The organism is Pseudomonas sp. BCA17, from assembly GCF_004519405.1.
In the GTDB taxonomy this organism is placed as follows: domain Bacteria; phylum Pseudomonadota; class Gammaproteobacteria; order Pseudomonadales; family Pseudomonadaceae; genus Aquipseudomonas.
Window position 1 is genome coordinate 399226 of record NZ_SGWI01000002.1, and the last position, 20642, is coordinate 419867.

Sequence of the window (20642 nt, forward strand, 5' to 3'; positions counted from 1 at the left end):
GCCCTGCCGCAGGCAACAACCGTCAATAAACGCTCTTGACAGGCTATTGCCCCATACTTCTGGAGGCCGGCATTAACACCTACACAATTAAAAGAAAATACATACAGAAAAGGACTACATAACAGAATGGAAAACTCCTTCATTTATCAAGTCGAAGTTTTCCCAAGTACTGTAGGTAACGTTCCACATCCTTATGAAACATCGCCAGCGCCATACGGCAGGTTGCTACGCCCGAACGCTGCACGTTGTCCATCAGCCACACCGCCTGGGGCTCAAGCTCCGTCGCACCGAGAAATGCCACGCCCCCCACCAGACGGTGCAGGTGATGGACCGTCAGTGCGGCATCCAGGCTTGCCTGGGCCTGGGCCAGACCTGCGAGGTCCTCATGGGCTTCGTGGATCAGGCTGGACAACAGCGGCTCGACAACCTCCCAGGTGCCGAACGAGGCCAGCAGGCTGGCGCGGGTCGGGCGCCGTTCGCGCGGAGGGCTCGCGTGCCGGGGTGGGGCTTGGCGAGCATGCAGGCATGTATCCGACAACCAGTGCCTCAGCAGCTCGCGCAACCGCGCCAGGGACACCGGCTTGACCAGCCAGCCGTCCATTCCACAGGCCTGGCAAAGACGGATGTCCTCGGGCTCCAGCCGCGCGGTCAAGGCAAGCACCGGCACTCGCTCACGGCCAGCCTCGCGCTCGCGACGTCGCAACTCGCGGGTCATGGTGTAGCCGTCCATAACCGGCATGCGGCAATCGCTGATGACCAGATCGAACACATCGGTGGCCAGGATTTGCAGTGCCGCCTGACCATCGTTGACCAGCCGGTGAGCAACACCGAGCTTGTCCAGCAACGCGCTCATCAGCAGCCGATACGTCGCGTGATCGTCGACCACCAATACCCTGGCATCCTGCCAATGGCTGGGCAGATTGTCCGCCGGCAATGCCGTAGGCGGCCCTCCGCCTGGTTTATTGCCCCGCATAGTGACCTCATGCAGAGCGATAAGCTCACCTGGCTTTGCCCGACGCCAGGAGCCGACGATACATCGTCGGCTTTTCTGACAACTGCACTGGAACTTCTCGCTCAGAAAGTTTCGCCACCCGTTGAACTTGAGTAAAGGCGAAAAAAGCGCGAAACGTATCCAAATGAACCTGCCAAGGCGATACAACAACTACGACAACGGCGTTTTTTTTCGAATAAAGGCGCCCTCTTCGAACGGCATTACAGGGTTGCTCGCACTATCGTAAAAGTTGCATTCACCCTGCACGGCCCCGGCGATAAATTCCCTCCCGCTTTACCAACAACAGCGCGTGCCCCTCGATAACCCTAAATCCAACGGGCAACTTCCCCGCGCACCCCATCTGTCCCTGAACCCTTGCACAGGAATACGTATTCCATGAAAGCCTCTTTCGTTGCCCTTGCGGGTACCGTGCTGTTTGTCACTTGCCCTTGGGCGTCGGCGGCCAGCAGTGTCGACCTGGCGGTCAAAGGCACCATCACGCCGAGCGCCTGCATGCCAAGCCTGTCCCAGGGCGGCAAGATCGATTACGGCAAGATTTCCGCCAAAGACCTCAACCAGAACAATATGACCGGATTGCCCATCGTCACCCTGCAAGCCGCGGTGAACTGCGAAGCGCCGACCCTGTTTGCCCTGCTTACCCAAGACAATCGCCCCGAACGCCCCGTGCCGGTCAATCCGACCTTGTATGGCCTGGGGGTCACCACCCACAACGAATTGATCGGCACTTATTTCCTCGACATCCGCCAACCACCACTGGCCGATGGCGTGCCGGTCACTCCACTCAAATCCGAGGACGGTGGCCAGACCTGGAATGGCGCGGGTATTGCCCAGCCTTGGCCGCCCAATACTTTCACTGGCTTTGGCAACAAGGCGACCGGCATTACGGCGCCGATCCCGATCCAGGTGCTCACATTCAATATCGAAGTGTCGCCCGCCCTGATGCCGGCCAAGGACTTGACCCTTACCGAAGAAGTGTCGATAGACGGCTCCGCCACCCTGGAGCTGCGCTACCTGTGAAGCGATCCACGGTCAAACGCAGCGTGCTCAGCCTGCTCGCGGCACTGGCGCCCTGCGCCGTTGCCGCAAGCAGCGTCGACCTGCAAGTCCAGGGCCTGATTATCCCCGCAGCCTGCACGCCGTCCCTGAGCCAGGGCGGCACGGTGGACTACGGCAGGCTCGCGGCCCGAGACCTGCTGCCCGATACCTCCACCTGGTTACCGCCAGCGATTATGCAACTGGCGGTGACCTGCGACGCGCCCACCTTGTTCGCCCTGCGCGGTCGCGATAACCGCCCCGGCACCGCGCACAAGGACGACGGCTATGGCTACGGCCTCGGGCTGATCAACGGCGACCAGAAGCTCGGCACCTACCTGCTGACGTTGCGTAACCCGGTGTCGGACGACGGCCCGGTGCAAACGCTGATGTCGACCACCAACGGCGACACCTGGTGGCTGGTCCCCGAAGGCACCTGGCTGGTGGCGCACCAGCTCGCCGCGTTCGGCAACAGCGACAGCGGCACACCGGCGCCGAGCCCGCTGCAAACGGTCACCGCCGAGTTGCATATCGAGCCGAGCATCGCCCCGGCCAATAGCCTGACATTGACCGAGGAAGTACTGCTGGACGGTGCCGCGACGGTCGACGTGATCTACCTGTAACCCACCCCACCACAAGGACTTGTGCCCATGCAGAGATACACCCTCACTACCCTGGCCATATTGTTGATCGCCGCGGCGCCCGGCACTCAGGCCGCGAGCCATACCGACCTGAGCGTCAGCGGAACCATCGTCCCCAGCGCCTGCACACCGAGCCTGTCCAGTGGCGGCGTGGTCGACCACGGCAAGCTGACCGGACGCGACCTCGACCCGGACCTGCCCACACGCCTGCAACCGGGTGAACTGCAGCTTGATATTCATTGCGAAGGTGCCACGTTCTTCACCCTCACCACCGTCGACAACCGCGCCGGTACCTCGGCGATCAACCCGGCGCATCACGGCCTCGGAATGGTCAATGACAACCAGAAATTGGGCAGCGTGGCCCTCGGGGTATTCGAACCCATCGCGGACAACGTGGCGGTGCAGACCATCATGTCCCGCGACGGCGGTGCCAGTTGGGGCCCGTCCTCGTACCTGGGCCATATGGCGCTGACGTCGTTCGCCGTCGCAACAGACACCAGCACCCCCATCGCCCTGCAAGACCTGAGCGCGCGCCTGCGGGCCTTCACCGTGATTGCGCCGGCCAGCAGCCTGACCCTGCTCGATGAAGTGCCCATCGATGGCCACGCCACCCTGCAACTGAAGTACTGGTAACCCCCATCTTTCCCAGGAGCCCGACCATGAACCTGCTACCCAAAGCCCTGACCGCCGCACTGCTACTCAGCGGTATCGGCCCCGCCTTCGCCGCCTCCAGCGTGGACCTCACCGTCAAAGGCCTTATCACGCCGAGCGCTTGTACCCCCTCCCTGTCCAATGGCGGCGCGGTAGATTACGGCAAGATTTCGGCCAAGGACTTGAATGTCGCCCAGTCGACCTTTCTCGAACAACAAACCCTGCAACTGACCGTCACCTGCGACGCCGCGACCCTGATGGCGCTGGAAGGCAAGGACAACCGCGAGGGCACGGACTACGGCAATGACTTTATGGAATATGGCCTGGGGTTGATCAACGGCACCGAAAAACTCGGTGCCATGACCCTGCGCCTGCTCTCGCCGATGGCCGACGGTGTGGCGGCACGCACCATTGCCTCCAGTGATGGCGGCAACACCTGGTTCAGTGATCGCTACTTCATGCGCGACAACATGGTTTCCGTGGCCGACACCGCGACCGTCGCACCGATGCCGGTGCAGGTGTTCACCGCGGACCTCATCGTGAGTCCCGAGATCGCCCCCGCCAGCAGCCTGACCCTGACCAACGAAGCTGCGATCGATGGCTCGGTCACCCTGACCGTGCGCTACCTGTAAGTCTCCCCTGAACCCAAGGATCTGAAACCGCCATGAAATCTCTACCCGGCTTACTGTTGACCACTCTGCTGCTGGCAGCCGCCCATCACGCATCCGCTGCGTCGAGCGTCGACCTGACCGTCAAAGGCTTGATCGTCCCAAGTGCTTGCACCCCCGGCCTGTCGCAGAACGGTATGGTCGACCACGGCAAGGTCTCCGCCAAGGACCTGAACCAGGACTCCGGCACCTTGCTCGAAGACCGCACACTGAGCTTCACCATGAGCTGCGACGGGGCCACGTTGATGGCTATCCAGGCGATCGATAACGCCGCCGAGTCTTCGCCGGAGCCCACCGACAGCTTCGGTCTCGGTTTGCTCAATGGCGAAAAGTTGGGATCGTTCACGCTTCGGATGAGCAACGCCATCGCCGATGGAGCAGTCGTCCAGACGATTGCTTCCGATGACATGGGCAAAACCTGGTTCGCCGAACCCACCATGATTCCTTTGTCCTACCAGTCAGTGGGTGCGGTGTCCGACGCCACCACGCCGATTCCGGTGCAGAACCTGCAACTGGATCTGCGGGTACGCACCTATATCCGGCCGGCGCGGAACTTCGACCTGAGTAACGAAGTTGATCTGAAAGGGTCCGCGACCCTGCAGGTCGTGTACCTGTAACCGCCCTCCCTCGATAACCCGGTACCCGGTGAAAGACACGCCATGAAGAACGCGACGCCACACCTGCTTGCCTGGCTCTACCTGCTCAGCGTCGGTGCTCCGGCACTGGCGGGGTCCAGTACGGAGCTGACGGTCTCGGGCCTGATCACCCCGAAAGCCTGCACCACGACCTTGTCGGCCGACGGCATCGTCGACCACGGCAGGGTCCCCGCGCGCAGCCTCAACCAGTATGAGTTCAGCAAGTTGCCGGCCCAGACCCTGGACCTGAGCGTGAGCTGCAACGACCCGGTGCTATTCGTGCTGGTGGGTGTGGATAACCGCGCCGAATCTTCACTTGGACCGGGGTTCTACTACGGCCTGGGCACCAACGCGCATGTGCCCACCGAGCGCCTGGGTACGGTGTCCCTGGCGATTCGCAACGCGGTGGGCGACGGCCAGCCGGCGCTGGTGCTGGCCTCCAGCAATAAGGGCCTGACCTGGTTCCCCGAGTCCAACGCCTACCCGGACAACTACATGGGCTTTGCGCAACCCGGCACGTTGGTGCCGGAGCCCCATCGCCTGGTCACCGCCACCCTGCACGTCAATACATCAATCAACGCAGCGGCCTACCTGACCCTTAACCAGGAGGTGCCGCTGGACGGCTCCATCGTGCTTGACCTGAGGTACCTCTAGCTATGTTCCCTCTCCCTGCTTTCCCCCTGATCGGCGCCCTGGCCGTGTTGTTTTGCAGCCCCGCGCTGGCTGACGGCATGGTGCCGGACACGTCTGTCGTGATCGTCAACGAAGCCGACGGTGAAGCCTCGGTGTCGGTGACCAACACCGACAGCAAACTGGCGCTGCTGCATGTCACCCTCGAGGACATTCCCGAAGACCCGGCCAAGCTGGTGTTCGTTACGCCGCCCCTGGCGCGGGTCGAACCGTCCAAGAGCCAACTGATCCGCTTTATCCTGCAAACGCCGGAGCCGCTGACCACCCAACGCCTGAAACGGGTGATTTTCGAAGGCATGCCCCAAGGTCGCTCGGAAGCCCAGGCCGGCCATGCTCGGGTCGGTGTGACGGTGCGCCAGAACCTGCCGGTGATCCTGCATCCCAAGGGCCTGGCCCCCAACCGTACGCCATGGACGGGGCTGGTCTGGAACCTGAAGAACAACCAGTTGAGCGTGCATAACCCGTCGCCCTATGTGGTGCGCCTGGCCCAGGAGTTGCGATTGCTGCCGGGTGACTCGGCGGCCTTGTTACCGCGCACTTATGTGCTGCCGGGGGAAACCCTGACGGTGGACACCCACGCCCCCGGCGCAACCCGCGTGCAACTGCAGCCGGCCACCGTCTACGGCTTTGCCGTGGCGCCCTACGAAGCACCGATCACCCTTTGATCGCCGGGCGCCAATGGACGGCGCCCTCATAAAAACGAAGTGGCCTACTTGAAGGCCACCGGATGCGGCCCCGACGAGTAAAGGTCGGCGCGCACGCTTCCCGTATGTGAGAACGACCTTGTGAGCACAGTAAACACTGACCGCGACGGCGAAGCCGTGCCTGGCGTTTGCCTACGCAGGATCCTGGCCGGCCTGGCGCTGACCCTCGGCGGCGGCCTCGCGGCCAACGATGCCATGGCCGAAGGCGCCTTCGACCCCCAGACGCTGGCCCAACGCGGTATCGACCCGGAGCTTGCCAACCTGCTGTTGGAAGCACCGCGGTTCACCGCCGGGCGGCATGCCGTCTACCTGTACGTCAACGGTCAACGGCGCGGTCGCGTGGACGTGGCGTTCGATCGCCAGGGCGCATTGTGTTTCGACCGCGCCCTGCTGGACGCGGGAGACCTGAGAGTTCCGGCGGATAACCCTGACGGCAGCGCGTGCCTGGATTTTATCGGCGACTATCCGCAAACCGTCATCGAACAGGACCCCGCCAGCCTGAGCCTGTCCCTGGTGGTGCCCACTGAAGCCTTGCGGCCGGTGGTGCGGGATATCTCGGGCTACCAGACCGGCGGCTTTGCCGGCTTGCTCAACTACGACGTGACCGGCCTGTACAACACGTTCGGCGATGACAACAGCCGCTTCGCGTCGGCCAACACCGAGGTCGGTTTCAATTCCGGCGACTGGATCGTGCGCAGCCGCCAGGTGCAGACCTGGCAAGACAAGGTGTCGCGCACCACTCACCTGGACGCCTATGCCCAGCGCACCTTCGCCGAACAACAGGCGGTGTTCCAGGGTGGGCAGATCAGCCTGTACAACCCGGTGCTGGCCGGCACGCAAATCACCGGCGCCCAGGTGTTGACCGAAACCGCCTTGCAGGACCAGAACCAGGGCGCAACGATCAATGGCATCGCCAACAGCCCCGCCCAGGTAGAGATACGCCAGAACGGCACACTGATTCATTCCACGGTGGTTCCGGCAGGCCCTTTTGCCCTCACCGATGTGCGCCGTTTGAACAGCCGCTCGGACGTGGAAGTCACGGTCAAGGAAAGCCTCGGCGAGGAGCGGCGCTTCACCGTGCCGGCGGCGATGCTGGGCCTGGGCCTGCCCGCACCGGGCTACTCGGTAGCGGCCGGCCGCGTGCGCCGGATCGGTGACAGTGACGGCGCCGAACCCTGGGTGGTCAGCGGTGGCTGGAGTGGGGCCTTGCACCCCCAGGTCAGCGTCGGCGGCGGGCTGCTGGTGGCTGACCAATATCGCTCGGCAGGCATGAACCTGGGCTGGCTGCCCTGGCAGGACAGCCAGTTGCAGTTCTCGGGGCAGGCCGCCGAAGCCAGCCGGAACGGCCAGGAGCGGGGCGTGCAAACCGACCTGTCGTGGTCCCAGCGTCTGAACGATAACTGGGCCATCACCACCGCCGCGTCCTGGCGCAGCCTGGATTACCGCGACCTGGAAGAGTCCACCCACACCCGCTATACCCGCGAGCAGGAGCGTTCGCGCTATCGCGACCAACAAAGTGTCACGGCCTCCTGGGCCCATCCCTGGGTGGGGGCACTCAGCGCCGGGGTGTCGCGCTCGGCGTCCTATGCCGGTTTCAGCAGCAGCCGCGCTTTGGCGTCCTGGGGCACGAGCATCGGCGGGGTGTCGATTTCCGCCAGTGCCGAATGGCAGGTGGGCGGCCGCCAGCAGAGCGATGACAGCATTTACCTGACCATCAGCATGCCACTGGGCGAAAGCCGCCGAGGCCGCGCCTGGGCGCGCAATACCGGCGGCGAGCATCGCATCGGCAGCGGCTTGAGCGAACAGCTCAACGACCAGCTCAGTTATCGGCTCGGCGTGGAGCGCGACAGCCGTGACCGTGAGGTGGAAACCTCTGTCGGTGTGTCCGCCCTGCCCTGGTACAGCCAGCTGGACCTGAACTACACCCGCTCCGACGCTGAACGCTCGAGCTACCAGGGCGGTGCGCGCGGTGGCGTGGTGGTGCATGGCGACGGCGTGACGTTTTCGCCTTACCCGGTGCGCGATACCTTTGCCGTGATGTCGGTGGGTGAAATGGCCGGGGTCAAAGTCACTACCCCCAGTGGCCCGGTGTGGACTGACTGGCAAGGCCAGGCCGTGGTGCCGCAGCTCAGCGCCTATGGCCGCAGCCCGGTAGAAGTGCAAACCCGTTCGCTGCCGCGCAATGCCGACATCAGCAATGGCCTGGCGGTTATTTCAGCCGGGCGTGGGGCGGTGGACAAGGTGCACTTCGGCGTTGCCGTGACGCGCCGCGCCCTGCTGACCGTGACCGACCAAGACGGTTTGCCCCTGCCCCGAGGCGCGGCGGTGAGCACCGGCGACGGTGAGTTCGTGACCCTGGTCCAGGAAGGCAGCCAGGTATTCCTGCCCAGTGTGCTCGACACCCGCCCCCTGTGGATCAAGGCGCCGGGGCAACCGCGCTGCCGTCTGGACTTCGCACTGCCGAAAGACGGCGATCCCGATGTGTATTTCGAAACCGCACCGGCCCGGTGCCGACCACTATGAGGACTCTCGCCATGGGCCTGAAACCTGTCTTACTGGCAGCCGTGCTGCTGCTGGCCAACCCCGCCTGGGCCACCGAAGAATGCCGGCTCAACCTGAGCGAATCGCGCCTGGATTTCGGCCTGATGAACCGCGCCGTGGCACTTGTGCCCGCGCCCGAGCGCCTGCTGGGCGAGCGTCGCTTCAGCCTCAACCTGAACTGCCCGCAGGCCACCGACATGACCCTGCTCTACCGTGGTTTGGCGGCCACCGTGGAGCGCTTTCGCTTCACCGAGCGCGGCAGCTATGACCTGCAAGCCAGTGACGCCGTGCTGGACGGGCAACCGGTGGAACTGGGCCTGGTCGCCGGCATCGGCCAGGCGCCTGGTGCGGTCGCCACCAGCCTGCGTTGGCGCCCGGGGCACGGCATCGTGCCGATGCGCGCCGGGGTGCCGGTCATCGGGCGCAGTTTGTCGGTGCAACTGCAGGCCAGCGCCTGGGTCGGCGAAGACGCAGCCCGCGTGAGCGATGCGGTGACCTGGGAAACCAGCGGGCTATTCGATGCGGTCAACGCTGGGCGGTCGCGCGAGTTGAGCTTGCTGGCGCGCTTCGCGCCGGCCGCCTGCACGCCCACCCTGTCCAACGGCGGCCATGTGGCACTGGGCAAACTCTCGATCAGTGACCTGAGCCAGACTCAGGACACCCCGCTGCCACCACGCCCGGTGGTGCTCAACGTGGCCTGCGATGCGCCGACCTATTTCGCCGTGCGCATGCAGGACAACCGGCCAGGCTCGGCCACCGGTGACGTCGATGCGAGCGCCTACGGCCTGGGCCTGGACGCGCGCCAGCAAAAAATCGGCCGCTACCGCCTGGCCTTCGATCCGAACCAGGCCAGCGCCGACGGTCATGCCCAACTCTATCGCACCGACTCCGCCACTGGCGGCTTGCCATGGAGCAGCGCCAGCAGCAGCCCGCTGGCCGTCGCGGCTGACCGCTACCTGGGCTTCGGCACTGGCGCCGGCAGCACCAGCGGCCCCGTTGCGATCCAGAACCTCAGCGCCACGGCCAGCCTGGAAGCGCTGATTGCGCCGCTGAGCGGCCTGGACCTGGGCAGTGAGGTACGGCTCGACGGCGCGGCCACCCTGGAAATCCATTACCTTTAGGAGCTATCCCATGAAGCGTTCCCTGATGCACCTGTTCGCCCTGCCCCTGCTGTGCGGCGCAGCCCTGACACATGCGGCGTCCACCGTGGAGCTCACGGTCAGCGGCCTGATCACGCCCATGGCCTGCACCCCGGTATTTTCCGGCGGCGGCATGATCGACTTCGGCAAGATTTCCCGGCAAGACCTCAACCTGACCAATGGCACGCGCCTGCCGCTGAAGTACTTGACGCTGACCGTCAGTTGCAACGCACCTGGCCGTTTCGTACTCCTCATGCGTGACAACCGCGACGGCACCGCCCACGTCGACAGTGAGATCTACTATGGGCTGGGTCTGGACAATGGCGGCAACAAGCTCGGCGTGTATTCGCTGAGTTTCGACCCCAGGCAGACCGTGGTCGACGACCTGGCGGTGGTCTACGGCACCGAGTCCACCACGGGCGGCGTGGCCTGGCGTACCTCCAACAGCAACCCCATCAACATCGGCTCGCGCAGCCTGCTGGGCTTTACCGAACTGGAGGGCAGTACCGCAGGCCCTTCAGCGATCAAGAACCTGACCAGCACCGTCACGCTGGAAGCGGTGATCAATGCCAGGCAGAACCTGGACCTGAGCGCGGAAACCCGCCTGGATGGCTCCGCTACATTGGAGGTGATGTACCTGTAAACACCGTCAACAGGGGCGGAGCCGGCCAGCCCGCATCAAGGCGAGACTTTCTCGCTGCGCACGTTCACATACCGCGCACGCCCCGCCCCGCAGCCGGTGATGATGGCACCTGCGCCGATCACTGCGAAGACCCAGCCGGTCGCGCCCCAGCCGCCGGTCCAGTCGTGGAGCACGCCCACCGCCAGCGGCCCCATGGACGCCAGGGTATAGCCCACACCCTGGGCCATGCTCGACAGGTTGGCGGCCACATGGGAATCGCGCGAGCGCAAGACGATCAACGTCAGGGCCAGGCTGAACGTCCCGCCCTGCCCCAACCCCAGCAGAATCGCCCATCCCCACAATCCTTCCAGCGGCGCAAACAGGCAGCCGAACAAACCCGCCAGCGTCAGCAGCATCACCACCACGATGGCCAGGCGTTGGTCCTTGCCACGCGTGGCCAGCCACGGTGCGGCAAGGGCGCTGAACAACTGCACGATGATCGAACCGGACAGCATCAGTCCGGCTTCAGTGGCACTCAGGCCCCGATCGATCAGAATCGACGGCACCCAGCCAAACACGATATAGGCAAGGGACGACTGCAGGCCCATGTACAAGGTCACTTGCCAGGCCAGCGGGTCGCGCAGCAGACCCTTCACGCGATAAGCCACCGGGTGTGCGCCATGGGGCTGCCGGACCTGCGGCAACCAGAACAGCGCCGCCACCAGCGCGGGCAGGATCCAGAAGCCCAGGCCGATGTTCCAGCTGTCGCCAAAGTAATGGCTGATGGGCACCGTCGCCCCCGCCGCCAGCGCCGCCCCCAGGCACAGCGCCATGGTGTAGACGCCGGTCATGGTGCCTGCCTGCCGGGCAAAATCGCGCTTGACGATGCCCGGCAGCAACACGCCGATGATGCCGATACTCGCGCCGGCCATGATGCTGCCCGCAAACAGCCCGAACTCGCCGAACGCACTGCGCAGAATGATCCCGGCAGCCAGCGTCAGCAGAATCCCCAGCACCACCCGCTCCGCCCCGAAACGCCGCGCCAGGATCGGCGCCAACGGCGCAAACAGGCCCAGGCACAGCACCGGCAAGGTCGTCAGCAGACCGGCCTTGGCTGCCGACAATCCCAGGCTGGCGGACACATCACGCAGCAGCGGCGACAGGCTCGACAGCGCCGGGCGCAGGTTCAACGCCACCAGGACCAGCCCCAGCAGCAACAACCACGCGCGGCTGACCACGGGTGGGCTGTGTTGCACCATGTCGTCGTCGGCTTCGGCGTCAATCAACAGTTCTTCAAGTTCGGAGGGGCGCTTGGCTTTGAGGTTCATTGATCAACTGCCGGCAGAGGAGTTTGGCGCATTCAGGGTCTTGCTGCGTCACCGCATCGAGCAGGGCGATATGCAGGTCGAAGACCGCCTGGCGACGGGGCGAAAGGTTGAGGGTCTGACGTAACCGGGCGCCGACGATAGCGCAAAAGTGCGGGTACAGCTCGCTCAGCGCCGGTTGCGCGCGGTGCCCCACAGCCTATGCAGAGTTGCCGGCAAAGGCAACGCACCTGGGTTTCCCCGCAGGCAAAAATAAACCCGGCACCAGGCTAATGCCAGTCAGTTAAGAAGGAGAAAGGCTGAAAAGTAACCTGTGGCGAGGGAGCTTGCTCCCGTTGGACTGCGTAGCAGTCCCATGCTTTGTAAACAAAGAGCGGGGCCGCTTCGCGGCCCAACGGGAGCAAGCTCCCTCGCCACAAATACAGCGTTCACCCTGACTGGCATTAGGGCTTGCTCCCTCGCACATTTGGATCCGCACGATGATCGCCAGCGCAGCGGAAGAACAGGCCCAGGTGGCGCATGAAGTGGACCGTAACCTGGTGAATATTCGTGATCTGTCGGCACAGTCAGCGACCGGTGCCAGCCAGACCAGCACGGCAAGCAGTGAGTTGTCGCGCCTGGCGGTGGATTTGAATGGGATGGTGGGGCGGTTCCGCCTCTAACACACCACTCGCTCAAAAATATGCAGGGGGCTTGCTCTAATGCCAGTCAGTTAAGAAGGGGAAAGGCTGAAAAGTAACCTGTGGCGAGGGAGCTTGCTCCCGTTGGACTGCGCAGCAGTCCCACGCTTTGTAAACAAAGAGCGGGGGCCGCTTCGCGGCCCAACGGGAGCAAGCTCCCTCGCCACACATACAGCGTTCACCCTTAACTGACTGGCATCAGGCACCAGGGCCGGGTTTATCTGTTCAAACGTCGATCAATGCAAAATCTGGCTCAAGAACAACTTGGTCCGATCATTCTGCGGGTTGTCGAAGAAGTCATTCGGCGCCGCCTGTTCCACGATCTCACCCTTGTCCATGAAGATCACGCGGTTGGCCACGGTGCGCGCAAAGCCCATTTCGTGAGTCACGCACAACATGGTCATGCCGTCTTCGGCCAGGCCGATCATGGTGTCGAGTACTTCCTTCACCATTTCCGGGTCGAGGGCCGAGGTCGGCTCGTCGAACAGCATGATTTTCGGCTTCATGCACAGCGCACGGGCGATGGCCACACGCTGTTGCTGGCCGCCGGACAACTGCCCCGGAAACTTGTGGGCCTGCTCCGGAATACGCACACGCTCCAGGTAGTGCATGGCGATTTCTTCGGCCTTGCGCTTGGGCATCTTGCGCACCCACATCGGCGCCAGCGTGCAGTTCTGCAGGATGGTCAGGTGCGGGAACAGGTTGAAGTGCTGGAACACCATGCCGACTTCGCGGCGGATCGCTTCGATCTGCTTGAGGTCGTTGGTCAGTTCCACACCGTCGACCACAATGCGACCCTGCTGGTGTTCTTCCAGGCGGTTGAGGCAGCGGATGGTGGTGGACTTGCCCGAACCCGACGGACCGCACAGCACAATACGCTCGCCCTGCTTGACGTTGAGGTTGATGTCTTTCAACACGTGGAACTGGCCGTACCACTTGTTGACGCCCTGCATCTGGATAATGCCTTCAGGGCCTACAGGCTTTTTGTTTGCTTCGCTCATAAAAGAACTCCTAACGCTTGTGGCCTGTGTCGAGCTTGCGTTCCAGATGCATGGAATAGCGCGACATACCAAAACAGAAAATCCAGAACACCAGGGCGGCGAACACGTAGCCTTCAGTGGCCATGCCCAACCATTTCGGGTCGGCGGCGGCTTGCTTGACGCTGTTGAGCAGGTCGAACAGGCCGATGATGATCACCAGGCTCGTGTCCTTGAACAACGCGATAAACGTGTTGACGATGCCCGGGATCACCAGCTTCAAGGCTTGAGGCAGGATCACCAGGCCCATGCTGCGCCAGTAGCCCAGGCCCATCGCCGCAGCCGCTTCGTATTGCCCCTTGGGAATCGCCTGCAGACCGCCGCGCACCACTTCGGCCACGTAGGCCGACTGGAACAGGATCACACCGATCAGCGCCCGCAGCAGCTTGTCGAAGTTCATGCCTTCAGGCAGGAACAGCGGCAGCATCACCGAGGACATGAACAACACCGTGATCAACGGCACGCCGCGCCAGAATTCGATGAAGGTCACGCAGACCACGCGAATCGCCGGCATGTTCGAACGCCGCCCCAACGCGAGCATGATGCCCAGCGGCAACGCGCCGGCGATACCGACGGTGGCGATCACCAGGGTCAGCATCAGGCCGCCCCATTGGCTGGTCGCCACGTTGGTCAGGCCGAAGACGCCGCCATGCAACAGGAAGTAGGCAATGATCGGGTACAGCACCAGGAAGCTCAGGCCGTAGACCGCCTTGCGTTGAAAACGCGAGATGAACAACGGCGCCACGCCCACGACGGCCAGCCACACGGTCAGGTCTACTCGCCAGCGCAGGTCGGCGGGATAGTAGCCGTACATGAACTGCCCGAAACGCTGTTGGATGAACACCCAGCAGGCGCCTTCCTTCGTACAGTCGGCGCGTGTAGTGCCGACCCAATTGGCGTCCAGAATCGCCCAGTGCAGAATCGGTGGCACCACCAGGTACACCAGGTAAATCGCCAGCAAGGTCAGCAGGGTGTTGAGCCAACTGGAAAACAGGTTGGCGCGCATCCATGCCATCGGCCCGAAGACCTTGTTCGGCGGCGGCATGTCAGGTTTGAAAGTATGAGAACTCATGTGCGTTTCCTCACCGCTCGATCAGCGCAATGCGCTTGTTGTACCAGTTCATCAGCAGGGAAATGCTGATGCTGATCGCCAGGTACACGCTCATGGTGATGGCAATGACTTCGATGGCCTGGCCGGTCTGGTTGAGCACCGTGCCGGCAAACAGCGAAACCATTTCCGGATAACCGATACCGGCGGCCAGGGACGAGTTTTTCGCCAGGTTCAGGTATTGGCTGGTCAACGGCGGGATGATCACCCGCAGGGCTTGCGGGATGATGACCTTGCGCAGCGTCGGCCCCGGGCGCAGGCCCAGGGAACGCGCGGCTTCGGTCTGGCCATGGCTGACGGACTTGATGCCCGAACGCACGATCTCGGCGATAAACGCTGCCGTGTAGACGGTAAGCGCCAGGGTCAGTGCCAGTAATTCAGGGATGAGTACCCAGCCACCGACAAAGTTGAACCCCTGCAACTTGGGCATTTCCCAGTGCAGCGGCGCGCCGAAGATCAACGCGCACAACCCCGGGATCGCGATGAACAGGGCCAGGCCCGCCCAGAACTTATGGAACGGAACACCGGTCGCTTCGAAGCGCTTGTTGGCCCAACGCGTCATCAGCACGATTGCCACGATGGCGACAACGATGCTGACCACGAACGGCCAGAAACCGTCAGCGGCAATCGCTGCAGGCATGTTCAGGCCACGGCTGCTGACAAAGAAGGTATCGCCGAAGTTATGGCTGTTACGCGGTCCCGGCATGGTCAGGAACACGGCGAAATACCAGAACAGGATTTGCAGCAGCGGCGGAATGTTGCGGAACACTTCCACATACACCGTCGCCAGCTTGTTGATCATCCAGTTGGGTGACAGTCGCGCCACGCCGATGAGAAAACCCAGCAGGGTGGCCAGGACCACGCCGATCCCGGTTACCAGCAAGGTATTGAGCAGACCGATCACGAAGACCCGGGCATAGCTGTCCGATTCGGTGTAGTCGATCAGGTGCTGAGCGATGCCGAAGCCGGCACTGCGCTCAAGAAAGTCGAAACCCGAGGTAATGCCCCGGTGCTGAAGGTTGGTTTGGGTATTGTTGAAGAGGTACCAGCCCAGCGAGACCACCGCCACAACCGTGATGATCTGGAAGAGCCACGCACGCACTTTGGGATCGCTGAAGCTGAGCTTCTGCTTTGGCGCGCCGATTTGATTTTGCATGAAGTGCCCCGGAAATAATGGAACAGAACATCACCCGGCGGTTGGCCCACCGGGTGACAGAACCATCAGCGATCAGCGCACAGGTGGTGCGTATTGAATGCCGCCGTTGTTCCACAGTGCGTTCAGGCCACGGTCGATTTCCAGCGGGGTGCTCTTGCCCAGGTTGCGCTCGAACACTTCACCATAGTTACCGACTTGCTTGACAATCTGTACAACCCAGTCTTTCTTCACTTTCAGGTCTTTGCCGTATTCGCCGTCAGCACCGAGCAGACGCGCAACGTCCGGGTTCTTGGTGGACTTGGCTTCAGCTTCAACGTTTTTCGACGTGATGCCGGCTTCTTCAGCGTTGAGCATGGCGTAGCCTACCCAGCGCACGATGGCCAGCCACTCGTCGTCGCCGTTACGCACGACCGGGCCCAGCGGCTCCTTGGAAATGGTTTCCGGCAGAACCACGTAGTCCTTCGGCGAGGCCAGCTTGCTGCGCTGGGCGAACAGTTGGGACTTGTCGGAGGTCAGTACGTCGCAACGACCGGATTCCAGCGACTTGGCGCTTTCATCGGAGGTGTCGAAGGTGATCGGGGTGTATTTGAGGTTGTTGCCGCGGAAGTAATCCGAAACGTTCAGCTCGGTGGTGGTACCTGCCTGGATGCAGATGGTCGCACCGTCCAGTTCCTTGGCACTTTTCACGCCCAGCTTGTTGTTAACCAGGAAGCCGATGCCGTCGTAGTAGGTAATGAAGCCCGGGAATTTCAGGCCCATACCCGCGTCGCGGGAGCTGGTCATGGTGGTGTTGCGGGACAGGATGTCGACTTCGCCGGACTGAAGCGCGGTGAAACGCTCCTTGGCGTTCAACTGGCTGAACTTGACCTTGGTCGCATCACCGAACACGGCAGCGGCCACAGCACGACACACGTCAGCGTCGATCCCGAGGATCTTGCCGCTGGCATCCGGCACCGAGAAACCCGGCAGGCCATCACTCACGCCACATTGCACGAAGCCTTTCTTCTGCACGGCGTCCAGGGTGGCGCCGGCCTGGGCGAACCCGCTGACACCCAAAACAGCGGCCGCGGTGACGATGGCCAGGGTGGATTTCAATACCTTCATTCAAACCTCCAATTGCTCTTGTTGTGTCGGAGCTCGAACTTCAGCGCACCCTTTTGAGGCGATATCGACCCGTGTTGGTTTTTTTTGGGGTCAAGCGGCATGAAGTCGTCGCGGTAATTCCAGCTGCTATCCCACAAGCGGCAGTCACTGATAGTGTTACCGTCTGCGGATAGTTCTGACATCGACCTACACATAGCAAGGCGCGTACCAGAGTGCCGGCTGAGTCGTTTCAGCCCACATGCAATAGAAAAAGATTCAACCTTGCGACATTCTCTTAACAGATCGACCTTTTACGCACCGTTCCGACGCACCCAATCGGAGCGCACGCACACAGATGGAGCAGACATGACCGAACCCTTGATTCTTCAGCCCGCCAAGCCCGCAGACGCCTGCGTAATCTGGCTGCATGGCCTGGGCGCCGATCGCTACGACTTCCTGCCGGTGGCCGAAGCGTTGCAGGAAAACTTACTGACAACCCGCTTCGTTTTGCCCCAGGCGCCGACCCGTCCGGTGACGATCAATGGCGGCTACGAGATGCCCAGTTGGTACGACATCAAGGCCATGAGCCCGGCCCGCTCCATCAGCCTGGAAGAGCTGGAAACGTCGGCCAGAATGGTCACCGACTTGATCAAAGAACAAAAAAGCAGCGGAATAGACGCTTCGCGGATTTTCCTTGCCGGTTTCTCTCAAGGCGGCGCCGTGGTGTACCACACCGCGTACTTGAAATGGCAAGGCGCCCTGGGTGGCGTGATCGCCCTCTCCACCTACGCACCGACGTTCGACAATGAACTGGAATTATCCGCCAGCCAGCAGCGCATTCCGGCGCTATGCCTGCATGGTCACTACGACGACGTGGTACAGAACGCCATGGGCCGCAGTGCCTACGAGCACTTGAAGACCCGTAGTGTCACCGTGACATGGCAGGAATACCCAATGGGTCACGAAGTGTTACCAGAAGAGATACGCGATATCGGTAACTGGTTGAGCGCTCGGCTGGGCTGAAACCTGCTGTTTATGTAGCCGTATGACAGACGCACTACGCCGCGCCCGTTTCTTGCATTACACTGGCCGGCGTACATTCCTTAACCAATTAATGAGATCACCGTGCTCAAAGCACTTAAGAAGATGTTCGGCAAAAGCGAGGCTGAGCCGCTCGCGCCTGTTTCCAGTGCTCCTGTCCCCACGTCCGGCAGCCGCAATGACGGTAAACAGCCCGGCCGGACCGCAGCTGCCGCCCAGCCGAAGAAGCCGACGGTGACGCCACCTGAACAGGCAAAACCGCTCGAGGCCACGCCTGCACCCGCTGCGCCCAAGCCACGCCGCGAACGTGCGCCAAAACCGCCGGTCACACCATGGAAACTCGAAGACTTCGTCGTCGAGCCCCAGGAAGGCAAGACCCGCTTCCACGATTTCAAGCTCGCCCCGGAACTGATGCACGCCATCCAGGACCTGGGCTTCCCTTACTGCACGCCGATCCAGGCGCAAGTACTGGGTTTCACCCTGGCCGGCAAAGACGCCATCGGCCGTGCGCAGACCGGCACCGGCAAGACCGCCGCGTTCCTGATCTCGATCATCACCCAGCTGCTGCAGACTCCGCCGCCGAAAGAACGCTACATGGGCGAACCGCGCGCCTTGATCATTGCCCCCACCCGGGAACTGGTGGTGCAGATCGCCAAGGACGCCGCCGACCTGACCAAGTACACCGGCCTCAACGTGATGACGTTCGTGGGCGGCATGGACTTCGACAAGCAGCTCAAGCATCTCGAAGCCCGCCACTGCGACATCCTGGTGGCCACGCCGGGCCGCTTGCTGGACTTCAACCAGCGCGGCGACGTGCACCTGGACATGGTCGAAGTGATGGTGCTGGACGAAGCCGACCGCATGCTCGACATGGGCTTTATCCCGCAGGTACGTCAGATCATTCGCCAGACTCCGCCGAAAACCGAGCGCCAGACCCTGCTGTTCTCCGCGACCTTCACCGATGACGTGATGAACCTCGCCAAGCAATGGACCACTGACCCGTCCATCGTCGAGATCGAGTCTGAAAACGTCGCCAACGTCAACGTCGAGCAGCACATCTATGCCGTAGCCGGGGCCGACAAGTACAAATTGCTCTACAACCTGGTCAACGACAACGGTTGGGAGCGCGTGATGGTCTTTGCCAACCGCAAGGACGAAGTTCGCCGCATCGAAGAACGCCTGGTGCGTGATGGCGTCAACGCCGCGCAGCTGTCAGGTGACGTGCCGCAACACAAGCGCATCAAGACCCTGGAAGGTTTTCGCGAAGGCAAGATTCGCGTGCTGGTGGCCACCGACGTGGCGGGTCGCGGGATTCACATCGACGGCATCAGCCATGTGATCAACTTCACCCTGCCGGAAGTGCCGGACGACTACGTGCACCGCATTGGCCGTACCGGCCGTGCCGGCGCGGCGGGCGTGTCGATCAGCTTCGCCGGTGAGGATGACTCGTATCAGTTGCCGTCGATCGAGGCGCTGCTGGGCCGCAAGATCAGCTGCGAGACGCCGCCGACGCACCTGTTGCGGGCCGTGGAACGCAAACGCCCGTAAGCTCAAAGGCGATAAAAATGTGGGAGCAAGCCCGCTCCCACATTTGGTTTTGCAGCAAGCTTACTTCCAGCGATCCGCCGCTGCGTGATCGCTGCCCCGCCCTTCCACCCAACGCGGGCCTTCCGGCGTGTTCTCTTTCTTCCAGAATGGCGCGCGGGTCTTCAAGTAGTCCATCACAAACGCACAGGCATCAAACGCCGCCTGGCGATGTGCGCTGGCAGCAGCCACGAAAACAATCGGCTCGCCCGGTTCAAGAGCGCCGATCCGGTGCAGCACCTCAAGCTTGAGCAATGGCCAACGCTGTTCGGCCTCGACAGTTATCTTGGCCAAGGCTTTTTCGGTCATGCCCGGATAGTGCTCAAGGAACATCCCCGACACATCGCGACCGTCATTGAAGTCGCGTACATAGCCGACAAAACTCACCACCGCGCCCACGCCGACATTCGCCGCGTGCATCGCGTTGACTTCAGCACCGGGATCAAACGCCTCGGTTTGCACGCGAATCGCCATGCTCAGCCTCCGGTCACAGGCGGGAAAAACGCCACTTCGTCGCCGGCCTGCACGGGCTCATCAAGGCTGCACAGTTCTTCGTTGCGTGCACACATCAGGCTGGCCTCGTTGAGCACGGCAAACTCGGGGTCAGTGGCGAGCGCCTGGCGCACCGCATCAACGGTGGCAAAATCGCCTTCCATCTCCAGCGAATCAAAGCCCACCGCTTCGGCGTAACGCGCAAAAAACAATACATTGATGCTCATGCCTGGTCCGCCTTGAAATGCCCGCTCTTGCCGCCGAGCTTTTCCAGCAGGCGAATACTTTCGATAGTCATACCGCGATCCACCGCTTTGCACATGTCGTAGATCGTCAGCGCCGCGACGCTGGCGGCGGTCAGGGCTTCCATCTCCACGCCGGTCTGGCCGCTGAGTTTGCAACGCGCCAGGATGTGCACCGCATCCACACCCTCGGCGCGCAGTTCGACCTTGACGCCGGTAAGCATCAACGGGTGGCACAACGGGATCAGATCACTGGTTTTTTTCGCGGCCTGGATGCCGGCAATACGGGCCACGGCAAACACGTCGCCCTTGGGGTGGGCGCCGTCGACAATCATTTGCAGGGTCTCGGGCAGCATGCGCACCCGCGCTTGGGCCACAGCCTCACGGAACGTCACGGCTTTGTCGGTGACGTCGACCATATGGGCGCGACCTTGGGAATCGAGATGAGTCAGCACAGGGTTACTCCTGATCAGGAGCGGCAATTGTAAACCTGTGAGTCAAATTGCGCAGGGCTGTTTATCCCAGGCAAGAAGGGGCGCAGTGCGCCCCTTCCCATACA

General features: G+C 62.4%; 21 protein-coding genes and 2 pseudogenes. 13 read left to right on the forward strand and 10 right to left on the reverse strand.

Annotated elements, in window-relative coordinates; all coding sequences use genetic code 11:
• Nucleotides 1–139: 139 nt before the first annotated feature.
• Nucleotides 140–973 (reverse strand): response regulator, encoded by an 834-nt coding sequence (locus tag EXW71_RS10690; protein ID WP_134658499.1) that lies wholly within the window; start codon nucleotides 971–973, stop codon nucleotides 140–142.
• Nucleotides 974–1387: 414 nt separating this feature from the next.
• On the opposite strand from EXW71_RS10690, the gene EXW71_RS10695 reads away from it, so the two are divergent.
• The 10 genes from EXW71_RS10695 (at nucleotide 1388) to EXW71_RS10740 (ending at nucleotide 10356) form a co-directional block, all read left to right on the forward strand.
• Nucleotides 1388–2029: a DUF1120 domain-containing protein gene (locus EXW71_RS10695; RefSeq protein WP_134658501.1), complete on the forward strand. Its 642-nt coding sequence runs from the start codon at nucleotides 1388–1390 to the stop codon at nucleotides 2027–2029.
• Nucleotides 2026–2667, forward strand: a complete 642-nt coding sequence (locus tag EXW71_RS10700) for a DUF1120 domain-containing protein (protein ID WP_134658503.1) — start codon at nucleotides 2026–2028, stop codon at nucleotides 2665–2667. The genes EXW71_RS10695 and EXW71_RS10700 overlap by 4 nt, the downstream gene beginning before the upstream one ends.
• Nucleotides 2668–2694: 27 nt before the next feature.
• Nucleotides 2695–3318 carry a DUF1120 domain-containing protein gene (locus EXW71_RS10705; RefSeq protein ID WP_134658505.1) on the forward strand — a complete coding sequence of 208 codons (624 nt, stop codon included), beginning with the start codon at nucleotides 2695–2697 and terminating at the stop codon, nucleotides 3316–3318.
• Between the two features lie 26 nt (nucleotides 3319–3344).
• Nucleotides 3345–3968, forward strand: coding sequence for a DUF1120 domain-containing protein (locus tag EXW71_RS10710; protein ID WP_134658507.1), 624 nt, complete (start codon nucleotides 3345–3347; stop codon nucleotides 3966–3968).
• Between the two features lie 32 nt (nucleotides 3969–4000).
• Complete coding sequence (locus EXW71_RS10715; RefSeq protein ID WP_123714689.1) at nucleotides 4001–4621, forward strand: DUF1120 domain-containing protein; 621 nt, start codon at nucleotides 4001–4003, stop codon at nucleotides 4619–4621.
• A gap of 42 nt (nucleotides 4622–4663) precedes the next feature.
• On the forward strand, nucleotides 4664–5293 hold the full coding sequence (locus EXW71_RS10720) for a DUF1120 domain-containing protein (RefSeq protein WP_123714688.1): 630 nt from the start codon (nucleotides 4664–4666) through the stop codon (nucleotides 5291–5293).
• 2 nt (nucleotides 5294–5295) lie between these two features.
• Nucleotides 5296–5994 carry a fimbria/pilus chaperone family protein gene (locus EXW71_RS10725; protein ID WP_134658509.1) on the forward strand — a complete coding sequence of 233 codons (699 nt, stop codon included), beginning with the start codon at nucleotides 5296–5298 and terminating at the stop codon, nucleotides 5992–5994.
• A gap of 120 nt (nucleotides 5995–6114) precedes the next feature.
• Nucleotides 6115–8556, forward strand: coding sequence for a fimbria/pilus outer membrane usher protein (locus EXW71_RS10730; RefSeq protein WP_134658511.1), 2442 nt, complete (start codon nucleotides 6115–6117; stop codon nucleotides 8554–8556).
• An 11-nt stretch (nucleotides 8557–8567) separates the two neighbouring features.
• A complete protein-coding gene (locus tag EXW71_RS10735) occupies nucleotides 8568–9695 on the forward strand; it encodes a DUF1120 domain-containing protein (protein ID WP_134658513.1) in 1128 nt (375 codons plus the stop codon).
• Nucleotides 9696–9705: 10 nt separating this feature from the next.
• Nucleotides 9706–10356: a DUF1120 domain-containing protein gene (locus EXW71_RS10740; protein ID WP_134658515.1), complete on the forward strand. Its 651-nt coding sequence runs from the start codon at nucleotides 9706–9708 to the stop codon at nucleotides 10354–10356.
• A gap of 35 nt (nucleotides 10357–10391) precedes the next feature.
• Here the strand turns inward: EXW71_RS10740 and EXW71_RS10745 are convergent, their stop codons facing one another.
• Together EXW71_RS10745 and EXW71_RS10750 are read right to left on the reverse strand one after the other, a co-directional pair.
• Nucleotides 10392–11663: a CynX/NimT family MFS transporter gene (locus EXW71_RS10745; protein WP_134658517.1), complete on the reverse strand. Its 1272-nt coding sequence runs from the start codon at nucleotides 11661–11663 to the stop codon at nucleotides 10392–10394.
• Nucleotides 11629–11838, reverse strand: a pseudogene (locus EXW71_RS10750) (hypothetical protein); the annotation flags it as partial. The pseudogene EXW71_RS10750 and the gene EXW71_RS10745, both read right to left, overlap by 35 nt.
• A 301-nt stretch (nucleotides 11839–12139) precedes the next feature.
• On the opposite strand from EXW71_RS10750, the pseudogene EXW71_RS10755 reads away from it, so the two are divergent.
• A pseudogene (locus EXW71_RS10755) lies at nucleotides 12140–12322 on the forward strand (methyl-accepting chemotaxis protein); the annotation flags it as partial.
• A 254-nt stretch (nucleotides 12323–12576) separates the two neighbouring features.
• Here the strand turns inward: EXW71_RS10755 and EXW71_RS10760 are convergent.
• The 4 genes from EXW71_RS10760 to EXW71_RS10775 all read right to left on the reverse strand — a co-directional run bounded on the left by EXW71_RS10760 (nucleotide 12577) and on the right by EXW71_RS10775 (nucleotide 16745).
• The gene (locus EXW71_RS10760) at nucleotides 12577–13341 is read right to left on the reverse strand and encodes an amino acid ABC transporter ATP-binding protein (RefSeq protein ID WP_134658519.1); all 765 of its coding nucleotides are present in this window, start codon (nucleotides 13339–13341) and stop codon (nucleotides 12577–12579) included.
• Nucleotides 13342–13351: 10 nt separating this feature from the next.
• Nucleotides 13352–14449 carry an amino acid ABC transporter permease gene (locus EXW71_RS10765; protein ID WP_123714681.1) on the reverse strand — a complete coding sequence of 366 codons (1098 nt, stop codon included), beginning with the start codon at nucleotides 14447–14449 and terminating at the stop codon, nucleotides 13352–13354.
• 10 nt (nucleotides 14450–14459) lie between these two features.
• Nucleotides 14460–15641 carry an amino acid ABC transporter permease gene (locus EXW71_RS10770; RefSeq protein WP_134658522.1) on the reverse strand — a complete coding sequence of 394 codons (1182 nt, stop codon included), beginning with the start codon at nucleotides 15639–15641 and terminating at the stop codon, nucleotides 14460–14462.
• Between the two features lie 72 nt (nucleotides 15642–15713).
• A complete protein-coding gene (locus EXW71_RS10775) occupies nucleotides 15714–16745 on the reverse strand; it encodes an amino acid ABC transporter substrate-binding protein (protein ID WP_053254520.1) in 1032 nt (343 codons plus the stop codon).
• Nucleotides 16746–17090: 345 nt separating this feature from the next.
• Here EXW71_RS10775 and EXW71_RS10780 point away from each other — a divergent pair, with 345 nt between their 5' ends.
• On the forward strand, nucleotides 17091–17747 hold the full coding sequence (locus tag EXW71_RS10780; protein ID WP_123714679.1) for an alpha/beta hydrolase: 657 nt from the start codon (nucleotides 17091–17093) through the stop codon (nucleotides 17745–17747).
• 96 nt (nucleotides 17748–17843) lie between these two features.
• Nucleotides 17844–19313, forward strand: a complete 1470-nt coding sequence (gene rhlB, locus EXW71_RS10785) for an ATP-dependent RNA helicase RhlB (protein ID WP_134658524.1) — start codon at nucleotides 17844–17846, stop codon at nucleotides 19311–19313.
• A gap of 60 nt (nucleotides 19314–19373) precedes the next feature.
• Here the strand turns inward: rhlB and moaE are convergent, their stop codons facing one another.
• The 3 genes from moaE to moaC are packed head-to-tail and all read right to left on the reverse strand — an operon-like array spanning nucleotide 19374 to nucleotide 20538.
• A complete protein-coding gene (moaE, locus tag EXW71_RS10790; protein WP_134658526.1) occupies nucleotides 19374–19823 on the reverse strand; it encodes a molybdopterin synthase catalytic subunit MoaE in 450 nt (149 codons plus the stop codon).
• Nucleotides 19824–19825: 2 nt separating this feature from the next.
• On the reverse strand, nucleotides 19826–20068 hold the full coding sequence (moaD, locus tag EXW71_RS10795) for a molybdopterin converting factor subunit 1 (RefSeq protein ID WP_134658528.1): 243 nt from the start codon (nucleotides 20066–20068) through the stop codon (nucleotides 19826–19828).
• A complete protein-coding gene (moaC, locus tag EXW71_RS10800) occupies nucleotides 20065–20538 on the reverse strand; it encodes a cyclic pyranopterin monophosphate synthase MoaC (protein WP_134658530.1) in 474 nt (157 codons plus the stop codon). The genes moaD and moaC overlap by 4 nt, the downstream gene beginning before the upstream one ends.
• Nucleotides 20539–20642 lie beyond the last annotated feature (104 nt).

Bases quoted from the DNA above. Each gene is read 5' to 3' on its own strand.
- EXW71_RS10690 (WP_134658499.1), bottom strand. From the start codon at position 973: ATGCGGGGCAATAAACCAGGCGGAGGGCCGCCTACGGCATTGCCGGCG.
- EXW71_RS10695 (WP_134658501.1), top strand. From the start codon at position 1,388: ATGAAAGCCTCTTTCGTTGCCCTTGCGGGTACCGTGCTGTTTGTCACT.
- EXW71_RS10705 (WP_134658505.1), top strand. From the start codon at position 2,695: ATGCAGAGATACACCCTCACTACCCTGGCCATATTGTTGATCGCCGCG.
- EXW71_RS10710 (WP_134658507.1), top strand. From the start codon at position 3,345: ATGAACCTGCTACCCAAAGCCCTGACCGCCGCACTGCTACTCAGCGGT.
- EXW71_RS10715 (WP_123714689.1), top strand. From the start codon at position 4,001: ATGAAATCTCTACCCGGCTTACTGTTGACCACTCTGCTGCTGGCAGCC.
- EXW71_RS10720 (WP_123714688.1), top strand. From the start codon at position 4,664: ATGAAGAACGCGACGCCACACCTGCTTGCCTGGCTCTACCTGCTCAGC.
- EXW71_RS10725 (WP_134658509.1), top strand. From the start codon at position 5,296: ATGTTCCCTCTCCCTGCTTTCCCCCTGATCGGCGCCCTGGCCGTGTTG.
- EXW71_RS10735 (WP_134658513.1), top strand. From the start codon at position 8,568: ATGGGCCTGAAACCTGTCTTACTGGCAGCCGTGCTGCTGCTGGCCAAC.
- EXW71_RS10740 (WP_134658515.1), top strand. From the start codon at position 9,706: ATGAAGCGTTCCCTGATGCACCTGTTCGCCCTGCCCCTGCTGTGCGGC.
- EXW71_RS10745 (WP_134658517.1), bottom strand. From the start codon at position 11,663: ATGAACCTCAAAGCCAAGCGCCCCTCCGAACTTGAAGAACTGTTGATT.
- EXW71_RS10760 (WP_134658519.1), bottom strand. From the start codon at position 13,341: ATGAGCGAAGCAAACAAAAAGCCTGTAGGCCCTGAAGGCATTATCCAG.
- EXW71_RS10765 (WP_123714681.1), bottom strand. From the start codon at position 14,449: ATGAGTTCTCATACTTTCAAACCTGACATGCCGCCGCCGAACAAGGTC.
- EXW71_RS10770 (WP_134658522.1), bottom strand. From the start codon at position 15,641: ATGCAAAATCAAATCGGCGCGCCAAAGCAGAAGCTCAGCTTCAGCGAT.
- EXW71_RS10775 (WP_053254520.1), bottom strand. From the start codon at position 16,745: ATGAAGGTATTGAAATCCACCCTGGCCATCGTCACCGCGGCCGCTGTT.
- EXW71_RS10780 (WP_123714679.1), top strand. From the start codon at position 17,091: ATGACCGAACCCTTGATTCTTCAGCCCGCCAAGCCCGCAGACGCCTGC.
- moaE (WP_134658526.1), bottom strand. From the start codon at position 19,823: ATGGCGATTCGCGTGCAAACCGAGGCGTTTGATCCCGGTGCTGAAGTC.
- moaD (WP_134658528.1), bottom strand. From the start codon at position 20,068: ATGAGCATCAATGTATTGTTTTTTGCGCGTTACGCCGAAGCGGTGGGC.